This is a genomic window from Cyanobium sp. Copco_Reservoir_LC18 (assembly GCF_009834675.1).
Classification (GTDB): Bacteria; Cyanobacteriota; Cyanobacteriia; order PCC-6307; family Cyanobiaceae; genus Cyanobium; species Cyanobium minutissimum.
The window spans coordinates 80,292-91,838 of sequence record NZ_ASAC01000012.1 but is presented as its reverse complement, the minus strand read 5'-3'; the positions used below and the strand labels follow the sequence as shown (position 1 = coordinate 91,838).

The following is an 11,547-nucleotide window of genomic DNA, read 5'->3' as shown; positions in this document are numbered from 1 at the left end:
GGACGCAATGCCCGATTCCGCTGACCATAGCGATCCCGGCGGGTCCCTCCAGTGGCCGTTGCCACAGCCGGCTCCGGCCTCCGAGGCCCCGCTGCGACTGGCGGTGATGGCCTCGGGGGCGGGAAGCAACTTCGAAGCCCTGGTGCGGGCCTGCGGCGAGGGGCGGCTGCACGGGCGGGTGGTCGTGCTGGCGGTGAGCCGGGCGGACTGCGGGGCCCGGGAGCGGGCCGAACGGCTCGGCATCTCCTGTGCGGTGATCGACCACCGCCACCAGCCCTCGCGGGAGGCCCTCGACCGGGCCCTGATCAACCTGTTCGAGGCGCACGGGGTGGATCTGGTGGTGATGGCGGGCTGGATGCGCATCGTCACCCCGGTGCTGATCGGAGCCTTCCCGGAGCGGCTGGTGAACATCCATCCCTCCCTGCTGCCCAGCTTCCGGGGCGCCGACGGGGTGGGCCAGGCCCTGGCGGCCGGAGTCACCCTGGCCGGCTGCACCGCCCACCTGGTGACCGCCGAGGTGGATGCGGGGCCGATCCTGGTGCAGGCGGCGGTGCCGGTGCTCGCGGGCGACGACCGGGAGCGGCTCCATGCCCGCATCCAGCGCCAGGAGCACCGGATCCTGCCCCTGGCCGTCAGCCTGGCCGCCCGGCGCCTGGCTCAGGGGTAGAAGGGGAGCAGCGGCAGGCCGGTGCCCGCCTCCAGGCCGCTGAGCAGGTTGAGGCACTGGACCCCCTGGCCGGCCTGGCCCTTGACCAGGTTGTCGATGGCGCTCATGACGATCAGCTGGCCGGTGCGCGGGTCCACCTGGACCGACAGCAGGCAGCGGTTGGTGTTGCGCACCCACTTGGTGGAGGGGTAGACCCCCACCGGCAGCACCTGCACGGTGGGGCTGTGGCGGTAGGAGGCCTTGAGCAGGGTCGTGCAGTCCTCCGCCGTCAGGCCGGGGTCCCGCAGCCGTCCGTACACGGTGGCCAGCAGGCCGCGCACCATCGGCATCAGGTGGGGCGTGAACTGCAGCTGGATCGCCTGGCCCGCCGCCTGGCCGGCCAGCTGCTCGATCTCACTGGTGTGGCGGTGGCCCACCACCCCGTAGGGCGCCACGGCCTCGGCGGCCTCGGCCAGCAGCAGGGTCTCCTTGGCGGCCCGGCCGCCGCCGGAGGTGCCCGTCTTGGCATCGATGACGATGCCGCCCGTCTCGATCAGCCCCTGCTCGAGGAACGGCAGCAGGGCCAGCAGGCTGGCGGTGGGGAAACAGCCGGGGGCCGCCACCAGGCGGGCCTGGCGGATCCGCGCCTCCGCCACCTCCACCAGCCCGTAGACGGCCTCCCGGCAGAGGTCATCGTCCTGGCGGGCGACCTGGCGGGCCTCGGCGGCATAGACCTCCTGCCACTGGGCCAGGGAGCGATAGCGATAGTCGGCCGAAAGATCCACCACCTTCACGCCGCGCTGCAGCAGCTCCGGCACCAGACCGGCCGCCAGTCCGTTCGGCAGGCTCAGCACGGCCAGATCGGCGGCGGCGGCGATGGCCTCCGGATCGGGCGAACGCACCACCAGGTCGTCCTCCAGGGGGAGGAACGGCACCAGTTCGCTCCAGCGCCTGCCGCTGCTGCGCTCCCCGCCCAGGAAGGTCACCGAGAGATCCGGGTGGCCCTGCAGCAGCCTCAGGGTCTGCAGTCCCCCGTAGCCACTGGCACCGATCACCGCAACGCGCTTGCCAGCCATGCGGAACGCAGAAGAACGCTGGATCGTACCGGCACCCTATAAATGAGGTTCGATCCTTTCTCCGATCCGTCTCGCTCCCTTGACCGTCCTGTCCGGCCCACGCCAGTCCACGGGCATTCACTTCGATGCCATCGCCGATGCCCTGGCGGCCATCCGCAACGGTGAGTCGATCGTGGTGGTCGATGACGAGAACCGGGAAAACGAAGGGGACCTGATCTGCGCGGCCCAGTTCGCCACCCCCCAGCAGATCAATTTCATGGCCACCGATGCCCGGGGGCTGATCTGCCTGGCGATGGAGGGCGAGCGGCTCGATGCCCTGGATCTGCCCCTGATGGTGGATCGCAACACCGACAGCAACCAGACCGCCTTCACCGTGAGCGTGGATGCGGGTCCGGAGCGGGGGGTGAGCACGGGCATCTCGGCGGAGGACCGGGCCCGGACGATCCAGGTGGCCATCCACCCCGATACCCGGCCCGGCGACCTGCGCCGACCGGGCCACATCTTCCCGCTGCGGGCCCGCCAGGGCGGGGTGCTGCAGCGGGCGGGCCACACCGAGGCGGCCGTCGACCTGGCCCGCCTGGCGGGCCTCTACCCGGCCGGTGTGATCTGCGAGATCCAGAATCCCGATGGCTCCATGGCCCGGCTGGCCCAGCTGGCCGACTACGCGCGCCACCACGGCCTGCGGCTGATCAGCATCGCCGACCTGATCCGCTACCGCCTCGACACCGAGCGGTTCGTGGCCCGCCAGGCGGAGGCCACCCTGCCCAGCAGCTTCGGCCAGTTCCGGGCGATCGGTTACCGCAACGAACTTGACGGCAGCGAGCACGTGGCGATCGTCAAGGGCTACCCGGAACGGGGCAGCGGCCCGGTGCTGGTGCGGGTGCACTCCGAGTGCCTCACCGGCGATGCGTTCGGATCGCTGCGTTGCGACTGCCGCCCCCAGCTGGAGGCGGCGCTTCGCATGATCGAGGCGGCCGGGGAGGGGGTGGTGGTCTACCTGCGCCAGGAAGGGCGCGGCATCGGCCTGATCAACAAGCTCAAGGCCTACAGCCTCCAGGACGGCGGGCTCGACACGGTGGAGGCCAACGAACGGCTGGGCTTCGCCGCCGACCTGCGCAACTACGGCGTCGGCGCCCAGATCCTCAGCGACCTGGGGGTGCGCCGGCTGCGCCTGATCACCAACAACCCCCGCAAGATCGCCGGACTGGGCGGCTACGGCCTCCAGGTGGTCGACCGGGTGCCGCTGGTGATGGATCCCGGCATCCACAACGCCGCCTACCTGCGGGTGAAGCGCACCAAGCTGGGCCACCTGATGGAGGCCGAATCCCATGGCCTCACGGCGGTGCTGGGCTGGCACGGCCCCCACGATCCCCTGCTGGGGGCCAGCCGACTGGAGGTGCTGCGGGAGTGGGCCCGGCGCAAGGGGCTGCTGCTGGAGCGGGAGGAGGACCCCCGCCTGCTGGCCCTGCTCGACGGCCCCGGGCTGGCCCTGCTGCTGGCCGCCCACCAGTCGCGCCAGCTCACGGCCGCCGACCTGGCCGGGCCGCTGATGGAGATGGCCCGCTGGCAGGGCACCACCGGCGTGAACCTGCTGCTGGCGCCCGATGCACGCCGCAAGGCCCATCCGAGCATCGACCTGGAGCCGGAGCGCCGCCAGCTGGCCGACCTGGTGCCGCCTGAGGGCAGCGAGCAGGGGCGGACCCTCACCTGTCCCCTGCTCAACCTCACCCCCGGGGCCTTCATCGTCTGGTCCTGAGGGGTGCCCGGGGCCGGATGTGGTCAGTCCTCGATCGTCACCGTGCGGATCCGGCTGCCGTTCTTCAGGGCCAGCACCACATCGATGTTCTCGGTGTGGCCGAACACGGTGTGCTGGCCATCCAGGTGGGGCTGGGGACCATGGCACAGGAAGAACTGGCTGCCGCCGGTGTTGCGGCCCGCATGGGCCATCGAGAGGCTGCCGGCCTTGTGCTTCTGGGCGTTGATCTCACAGGGGATGGTGTAGCCGGGACCGCCGGTGCCGGCCATGCCGCGGGCACCCTCGCGGCTGTTGGGGCACCCCCCCTGGGCCATGAAACCGTCGATCACCCGGTGGAAGGCCAGGCCGTCATAGAAGCCGTCCCTGGAGAGCTTCACGAAATTGGCGACGGTGCCGGGGGCATCGGCGTCGAACAGATCGATGGTGATCAGGCCGGCGTCGGTGTCCATCAGGGCCTTGGTCACGGTCGAGGAGGCAAACTTCGACTGTATCCGTCCAGGGCACCCCGCATCCATGGCCAGCACCGAGCCCCGTTCCCCGTCACCCCAGGCCAGCGGTCTGCCGACGTCCGACCTTGCGAAGGCCCGTCTGGGAGTGCTCGGCGGCAGCGGCCTCTATGCCATGGAGGGCCTCGAGGACGTGCGTGAACTGACGGTCGACACCCCCTACGGGGCTCCCTCCGACAGCCTGCGGATCGGCCGGATCGGCGATCTGGAGGTGGTGTTCCTGGCCCGGCACGGGCGTCACCACACCTTCACCCCCAGCGAGGTTCCCTACCAGGCCAACCTCTGGGCCCTGCGCTCCCTCGGCGTGCGCTGGATCCTCTCGGTGTCCGCCGTGGGTTCCCTGCAGGAGAGCGTGCGGCCCCTCGACATGGTGGTGCCCGATCAGTTCATCGACCGCACCATGCAGCGGCCGCTCACCTTCTTCGGTGAGGGCCTGGTGGCCCACGTCGGCAACGCGGACCCCTACTGCGCCGTGCTCTCCCGGGTCCTCGCCGACGTGAGCGACAGCCTGATGCCGGAAGGGCGCCAGCTGCACCGCGGCGGCACCTACCTGTGCATGGAGGGGCCGGCCTTCTCCACCCGGGCGGAATCGGAGCTCTACCGCTCCTGGGGCTGCACGGTGATCGGCATGACCAACCACACCGAGGCCCGGCTGGCCCGGGAGGCGGAGATGGCCTACGCCACCCTGGCGATGGTCACCGACTACGACTGCTGGCACGCCATGCATGACGCGGTCACCGTCGAGCTGGTGATCGACAACCTGCGGGCCAATGCGGCCCTGGCCCAGCAGATCGTGCGGCTGGCGGCCGAGCGGGTGCAGGCCCTGCGGCCCCCCAGCCCGGCCCACCAGGCCCTGCGCGATGCGCTGATGACGCCGCCCGCCCAGGTGCCGCCGGCCACCCGGCGCCGCACCGAGCTGTTCACCGCCCCCTACTGGGGCCCGTTCAGCGAGGGCGAGGTCACGAGGGAGACGACGCCGGCGGCAGGCTGACCCCGAGGGCCTCGAGGCACTGCCGCAGGCCGGGGCCGTGACGTTCCAGGGCTGATCGGGCCGCCCCGGCCTCAAGCCCGGAGGCGGCCATCAGCAGCGCCAGGCGCACCGATCCTCCGGCCCGCTCCAGCAAGGCCAGCCCCTGATCGCGTGGTACGCCGGCCAGATCCCGCAGGATGCGCAGGGCCCGGTCCTCCAGCTTGCTGTTGGTGACCGCCACATCCACCATCCGGTTGCCGTACACCTTGCCCAGGCGCACCATCACGCCGGTGGAGAGGATGTTGAGGGCCATCTTGGTGGCGGTGCCCGCCTTGAGCCGGGTGGAGCCGGTCAGCAGTTCCGGCCCGGTCAGCAGGCGGATGTCGATGTCGCAGGGCATCGGCACCTGCTCAGCGGGCACGCAGGCCATGGCCACGGTGAGGGCCCCGATCGCCTGGCCGTGGGCCAGCCCCCCGAGCACGTAGGGGGTGGTGCCGCCGGCGGCGATGCCCACCAGGGCGTCCCCGGGGCCGAAACCCCGCTGGAGCAGATCGTCGCGGCCCGCCTCCCGCAGGTCCTCCAGTCCTTCGGAGCTGCGCAGCAGGGCCGCCGCTCCGCCCGCCAGCACCCCCTGCACCAGCTCGGGGGGACTGCAGAAGGTGGGCGGACACTCCGCCGCGTCCAGCACCCCGAGCCGTCCGGAGGTTCCCGCCCCCAGGTAGAAGAGGCGCCCGCCGCCGGCGAGCCGCGCCGCGATGGCGTCGATGGCGGCCGCCAGCTCCCCGGCGGCGGCGGCCACCGCCTGCTGGGGCAGCAGGTCGTTGGCACAGAAGAGCTCCACCAGGCTGGCCGTGGGCAGCTGGTCGAGGGTCTCGCTGGCCGGGTTGGGCCGCTCGGTGAGCAGGTGACCCCTGTCGCCGCCTGGGGCGCTCAAAGCAGACCTTCGAGGCGCCGGCGGAAGGCCTCCAGCTCCGTGTCGCCGCTGGGGCCGGCGGCATCCGCCCCGTCGTCGGCCGGATCGGGCTCCTCCTTCCAGCCCGTCACCTCCATGTTGCGTTCGGGCGGGGCGAGCAGCAGCCGCTCCTCCTCGCTCTCGGGCATGAAGCCAGTGGGCACGAAGCGGGCCTCGTAGCCCGCCTCGGCGCAGAAATCCTCCAGATCCTGGCGATTGAGGGCCTCGACGCAAGGCACCGGAAAGTCCTGGGCCTCGAGCAGCCCGGCGTAACGCTCGGCGTCGTCGGGGTTCTCGAACAACAGCACCACCGTCCGACCGCCGAGCTCGAGCGAGTGGATGCCTTCCTGGTCGCTGCCCGGATCGAACAGCAGGACGTGCACCGGGTTGGGTGGGAGACCGCCGTCTGTCACATCGTCAGGGGTGGGGCGCAGGCCAGTGTCTCATCCGTTGGCGGTTGATGGGGCGTTCAGTCCCCGTCCCTGGGGCCGTTCTGTTCCCGGTCCAGCTCCCGCAGCCGCCGGAACAGGGCCTCCTCCGCCTCCGTCGGCCGCTCCGGAACGACGATCCTCACCTCCACCAGCTGGTCGCCCCGCTGCTCCCCCAGCCGCTGCCCCCGCTGCCGCAGCCGCAGCAGCCGGCCGCTGGAGGATCCGGGCGGCACCCGCAGCCGCACGGGCCCCTCCAGGGTCGGCACCACCGCCTGGCAGCCGAGGGCGGCATCGGCGGGATGGAGGTCGAGCTGGTAGTGCACCCGCAGGCCATCGATGCGCAGACCCTCCGCGGTGCGCACCCGCAGCTGCAGGAAGTGGTCGGCCCCGCCGGGCGCCACCCCCGCCAGCCGCAGCCGCCAGCCATCCCCCGCCAGGGGCGGGGTCCAGACCTCCACCACCGTGCCGTCCCGGAGCTCCAGCTCCAGCCGCTGACCGCTGAGCGCCTGCTCCGGGGCGAGACTCACGAGGGTCTCCTCGTCGGTGGCGGCCATCACCGGTGGCGGCGCGGCCGGCGCCGGCGCCACCTCGCCGGCCGCCGGGGGATCCTCCTCGACGGGGTCCTCGTTCCAGTCACGGGGACGGCGCCTGTCCTGGCCGAACAGCTCCGCCAGGTAGTCCTCGAAGCGGGGAAAGCCGCTGGCGAAGGGATCGGCGTCGAGGCCGGCGCTCTCCTGGCCCTCCCCGGCTTCCCAGGCGCGACGGCGGACAGGATCGGAGAGCACCGCGTAGGCCTCGTTGACCCGCTTGAAGCGGGCCTCGGCCACCGGGTCGTTGCCGTTGAGATCGGGGTGCCAGCGGCGGGCCTGCTGGCGGAAGGCCCGCTTGATGCTGGCGGCGTCGGCGCCCGGAGCCAGCCCGAGCACCTCCCAGTGATCGCGGGCGGCCGTGGCCGCCGGGTCCGACGTGGGGGACTGGCTCACGACCCTCAGCTATCGGCCCAGGGATCGTCCTGGTCGTAGCGGCCGGCGCGGCGGGGGCGGTGACGCTCGCCGGAGACCTCGCGGTCGTAGGGCTCCTGGCGGTCCCAGGGGCGACCGTTGTCCCCGCGGCGGGGGGGGAGGTCGTCGTCGTAGCCGGCCTCCCGCTCGGCGAAGCGGCCGAGGGGGTAGGGATCCCGCTGCAGCGGCCGGGGCGGGCTCGACCAGGGGTCGGAGCGGCCCGATCCGCCCCAGTCGTCCCAGTCGTCGTCGGAGAAGAGTTCGTCCTTGAGGGACCCCAGGGTGTTCTTGAGGCCCTTGAGGGGTCCGCTCTCCGCCCGCCGTTCGCCCAGCAGGCGGCGGTTGAGGCCGAACAGGGCCTCCTGCAGCTGGCTCACGGCCAGTTCGAGGTCAGCGGGGTCCTCCTGGGTGAGCACGTCCTGCACATCCCGCAGGGCCAGCTCCACGGCACGCTGCTGGCGGTCGGCACCGGCGGGACCCAGCTCCAGGGCGGCATCCCGCAGCCGCCGCTCGGCCTGGGCCACCAGGGTCTGGGCGCGGTTGCGGCGGTCGACCACGGCCCGCTTGCGGCGGTCCTCCACCGACTTGCGTTCCGCCTCCTCCAGCAGCCGGTTGATCTCCTCCTCACTGAGGTTCGAGCCCCCCTGGATCGAGACGCTCTGCTGGCGCCCGGTGGTGCGGTCGGTGGCGGACACCTGCAGCAGGCCGTTGGCGTCGATGTCGAAGGACACCTGCACCTGGGGCACACCGCGGGGGGCCGGCGGGATGCCGGAGAGGCGGAAGCGGCCGAGGGACTTGTTGTCGGCGGCCATCTGGCGCTCCCCCTGAAGCACGTGGATCTCCACCGACGACTGGTTGGCCTCCGAGGTGCTGAACAGGTCCGACTTGCGGACCGGGATCGGGGTGTTGCGGGGGATCAGCACCTTCATCACGCCACCGATCGTCTCCAGCCCGAGGGAGAGGGGCGTGACGTCGTTGAGCATCAGGTCGCGCAGCTCGCCGGTGAGGATGCCGGCCTGCACCGCCGCACCGATCGCCACCACCTCGTCGGGGTTGACCGACTGGCAGGGTTCCCGGGGAATCAGGGTGCGCACCATCTCCTGCACCATCGGCATGCGGGTGGAGCCGCCCACCAGCACGACGTCATCGATGGCGTCGGCACTCAGACCCGAATCCCGCAGGGCCCGCTGGACCGGACGCAGCAGCCGGTCGAGCAGGTCGGGGCAGAGCCCCTCGAAGGTGCCCCGCTCCAGGGTGGTCTCGATGTGGAGGGGGCCGTCGGGGCCCGTGGCGATGAACGGCAGCGACAGCGGCGTGCTCTGCACGCCCGAGAGCTCCTGCTTGGCCTTCTCGGCGGCCTCGGTGAGCCGCTGCAGCGCCTGGCGGTCGCGGCGCAGGTCGATGCTGTGCTCCGCCAGGAAGGCCTCGGCCACCCAGTCGACGATGCGGCGGTCCCAGTCGTTGCCCCCCAGCTGGGTGTCACCGCTGGTGGCCATCACATCGAAGACGCCGTTGGCGATGCGCAGCACGGAGACGTCGAAGGTGCCGCCGCCGAGGTCGAACACCAGCACCCGCTTCACGGTGCTGCGGTCAAAGCCGTAGGCCAGCGCCGCCGCGGTGGGTTCGTTGAGGATCCGCTCCACCGTGATGCCCGCCAGCCGGCCGGCGTCGCGGGTGGCCTGGCGCTGGGCATCGTTGAAATAGGCCGGCACCGTGATCACCGCCGCCTCGACCGCCTCGCCCAGGTAGGTGGTGGCGTCGTCCACCAGCTTGCGCAGGATCGAGGCCACCAGTTCCTCGGGGGCGTACTCCCGTTCGGTGGCCGGGCAGATGACGCGCACGTTGCCCTGGTCGTTGGCCCGCACGCTGTAGGGCACCCCCAGGCTGCCCTCGTCGAGTTCGTCCCAGCTGCGGCCGACGAAGCGCTTGAGATTGGCGAAGGTATTGCGGGGATTGAGCACCAGCTGGCGCCGGGCCAGCTGGCCCACCAGCAGTTCCTGGTCGCGGCTGAACCCCACCACCGAGGGGGTGGTGCGCCCCCCCTCCGCATTGGCGATGACCTGGGGCCGGCCGCCTTCGAGCACGGCCACCACCGAATTGGTGGTGCCCAGATCGATGCCGACGATGCGCCCCATGGAAGTCCTGATGGCGGCCCAACGCTACCGGAGCCCGTCGACCGTTAAACCGAGCTTAAACGGGCCGGCTGAAACTCGTGCTGAGATCAGGAGCAACGTCCATGCCGACCGGCATCATTGCTGCATGAGGAGCTCCCCCTCCACCGACGCGTTCACCCTCAGACGACGGCCCCCCCAGGAGAAGCTGGTCGACATCGGCTTCCGCCAGCTCACCCTGGTGTTGGCCGCTTCGGTGGGGATCGTGCTTCTGGCGATCTTCGTGACGGTGTTCAGCGGCGCCAAGGAGGCCATGGCCACCTTCGGCCTCAAGTTCCTGACGACGTCCGCCTGGGATCCGGTCAATGAGGACTACGGCGCCCTGATCGCCATCTACGGCACCCTCGTCACCTCGATCCTGTCCCTGCTCATCGCCGTACCCATCGGCCTGGGCACGGCGATCTTCATCACCGAGGACCTGCTCCCCCGGGGCCTGCGGGATCTGATCGGCCTGCTGGTGGAACTGCTGGCCGCCATTCCCTCGGTGGTGCTCGGTCTGTGGGCCATCTTCGTGATGGAGCCCGCGATCCGCCCCTTCCTCTCGTTCCTTCACAGCAGCCTCGGCTGGACGCCGTTCTTTTCCACCGAGCCCCAGGGTCCCGGAACGGCCCCGGCGATCCTGATCCTGGTGGTGATGGTGCTGCCGATCATCACCGCCATTTCCCGCGATGCCCTCAATCAGGTGCCGATCGAGCTGCGCCAGGGGGCCTACGGGGTGGGCACCACCCGCTGGGGCGCCATCTTCAACGTCATTCTGCCGGCGGCCGTCTCCTCGATCATGGGCGGCGTGATGCTCTCGCTGGGCCGGGCCATGGGGGAGACCATGGCGGTGACCATGATCATCGGCAACTCCCTCAACTTCAGTGTCTCCCTCCTGGCCCCGGGCAACACCATTGCCTCGATGCTGGCCAATCAGTTCGGTGAGGCGGATGGCATCCAGGTGTCGGCCCTGATGTACGCGGCCGTCGTTCTGATGATCCTCACCTTCGTCGTCAACGTGATGGCCCAATGGATCGTGCGGCGCCTCAGCCTGCGGTACTGATCCGGTTTCCCCCACTCCACCCACCAGCGTTCACGACGTTCCCTGGCCATGTCCGTCTCGACCCCGCCGACGACCCGTCTTTTCTCGGAACGGCTCAGTCTCCATTACGACCCATCCCTGAAGCGCAACCGCTTCAACCAGATCGCCACCGCCATCGCCGGATTCTTCGCCGTGGTGGCGGTGATCCCCCTGTTCCTGGTGATCATCTACGTGCTGATCCAGGGGGGGCGGCTGCTGAGCCTGCAGCTGCTGACCGAGCTGCCCCCGGCCCCCGGCCTCGAAGGCGGCGGCATCGGCAACGCCATCCTGGGCACGATCGTCGTCACCCTCATCGCCTCCCTGATCGCCATCCCGGTGGGGGTGGGCGGCGGTGTCTACCTCTCCGAATACGCCCAGAACGGCTGGTTCTCCCGCTTCGTGCGCTTCGGCAACGACGTGCTGGCCGGGGTGCCCTCGATCATCAGCGGTGTCTTCATCTACTCCCTGATCGTCGCCACCCGGGTGTTCTTCGATCAGAGCTTCAGTGCCATGGCCGGCGGCATCGCCCTGTCGGTGCTGATGCTTCCCACCGTCATCAAGACCACCTACGAGGGACTGCTGCTGGTGCCCCAGGAACTGCGCTGGGGGGCCTACGGCGTCGGCGCCTCCCGCTTTGTGACCATCACCCGGATCACCCTGCCGGCCGCCTTCACCCCCATCGCCACGGGGGTGGTGCTGGGCATCGCCCGGGCCGCCGGAGAAACGGCGCCGCTGATCTTCACGGCCCTGTTCTCCCCTTTCTGGCCCGAGGGGGTGTTCAACCCGATCGCCACCATGTCGGTGCTGATCTTCAACTTCGCGATCATGCCCTACGAAGCCCAGAACGAACTCGCCTGGGCCGCCTCCTTCGTGCTGGTGATCATGATTCTCGGCGCCAACCTGCTGGCCCGCTGGATCAGCCGGGCCTCGCGCTCCTGACTCCCTCCCCGTCCCCATCCTTCCGGCTCCGTTTCCTCC

Annotated in this window: 11 protein-coding genes; 5 read left to right on the top strand and 6 right to left on the bottom strand. The window is 70.8% G+C overall.

Features of this window, described 5'->3' with window-relative positions:
* Nucleotides 1-7: 7 nt before the first annotated feature.
* Entirely contained in the window at nt 8-667 is a 660-nt protein-coding gene (gene purN / locus L107_RS05775; RefSeq protein WP_159816968.1) for a phosphoribosylglycinamide formyltransferase, read from the top strand.
* Here the strand turns inward: purN and argC are convergent.
* A complete protein-coding gene (gene argC / locus L107_RS05770) occupies nt 658-1,722 on the bottom strand; it encodes an N-acetyl-gamma-glutamyl-phosphate reductase (RefSeq protein WP_159816966.1) in 1,065 nt (354 codons plus the stop codon). The genes purN and argC overlap by 10 nt on opposite strands.
* A 79-nt stretch (nt 1,723-1,801) precedes the next feature.
* Here argC and ribBA point away from each other — a divergent pair, with 79 nt between their 5' ends.
* Nucleotides 1,802-3,478, top strand: coding sequence for a bifunctional 3,4-dihydroxy-2-butanone-4-phosphate synthase/GTP cyclohydrolase II (gene ribBA / locus L107_RS05765; RefSeq protein ID WP_236550527.1), 1,677 nt, complete (start codon nt 1,802-1,804; stop codon nt 3,476-3,478).
* Between the two features lie 23 nt (nt 3,479-3,501).
* Here ribBA and L107_RS05760 read toward each other — a convergent pair whose 3' ends face one another.
* A complete protein-coding gene (locus L107_RS05760) occupies nt 3,502-3,942 on the bottom strand; it encodes a peptidylprolyl isomerase (protein WP_159816964.1) in 441 nt (146 codons plus the stop codon).
* A 49-nt stretch (nt 3,943-3,991) separates the two neighbouring features.
* Here L107_RS05760 and mtnP point away from each other — a divergent pair, with 49 nt between their 5' ends.
* On the top strand, nt 3,992-4,975 hold the full coding sequence (gene mtnP / locus L107_RS05755) for an S-methyl-5'-thioadenosine phosphorylase (RefSeq protein ID WP_159816962.1): 984 nt from the start codon (nt 3,992-3,994) through the stop codon (nt 4,973-4,975).
* Here the strand turns inward: mtnP and murQ are convergent.
* The 4 genes from murQ to dnaK all read right to left on the bottom strand — a co-directional run bounded on the left by murQ (nt 4,944) and on the right by dnaK (nt 9,473).
* On the bottom strand, nt 4,944-5,888 hold the full coding sequence (gene murQ, locus L107_RS05750; RefSeq protein ID WP_159816960.1) for an N-acetylmuramic acid 6-phosphate etherase: 945 nt from the start codon (nt 5,886-5,888) through the stop codon (nt 4,944-4,946). The two genes, mtnP and murQ, sit on opposite strands and share 32 nt — an antisense overlap.
* On the bottom strand, nt 5,885-6,289 hold the full coding sequence (locus L107_RS05745; RefSeq protein WP_159816958.1) for a DUF3110 domain-containing protein: 405 nt from the start codon (nt 6,287-6,289) through the stop codon (nt 5,885-5,887). Before L107_RS05745 ends, murQ begins: the two co-directional genes overlap by 4 nt.
* An 86-nt stretch (nt 6,290-6,375) precedes the next feature.
* Nucleotides 6,376-7,320, bottom strand: coding sequence for a DnaJ domain-containing protein (locus tag L107_RS05740; RefSeq protein WP_159816956.1), 945 nt, complete (start codon nt 7,318-7,320; stop codon nt 6,376-6,378).
* 5 nt (nt 7,321-7,325) lie between these two features.
* Complete coding sequence (gene dnaK / locus L107_RS05735) at nt 7,326-9,473, bottom strand: molecular chaperone DnaK (RefSeq protein ID WP_159816954.1); 2,148 nt, start codon at nt 9,471-9,473, stop codon at nt 7,326-7,328.
* A 124-nt stretch (nt 9,474-9,597) separates the two neighbouring features.
* Here dnaK and pstC point away from each other — a divergent pair, with 124 nt between their 5' ends.
* Both pstC and pstA read left to right on the top strand, forming a co-directional pair.
* The gene (gene pstC / locus L107_RS05730; RefSeq protein ID WP_159816952.1) at nt 9,598-10,551 is read left to right on the top strand and encodes a phosphate ABC transporter permease subunit PstC; all 954 of its coding nucleotides are present in this window, start codon (nt 9,598-9,600) and stop codon (nt 10,549-10,551) included.
* Nucleotides 10,552-10,599: 48 nt separating this feature from the next.
* Nucleotides 10,600-11,508, top strand: a complete 909-nt coding sequence (pstA, locus tag L107_RS05725; protein WP_159816950.1) for a phosphate ABC transporter permease PstA — start codon at nt 10,600-10,602, stop codon at nt 11,506-11,508.
* Nucleotides 11,509-11,547: the final 39 nt, after the last annotated feature.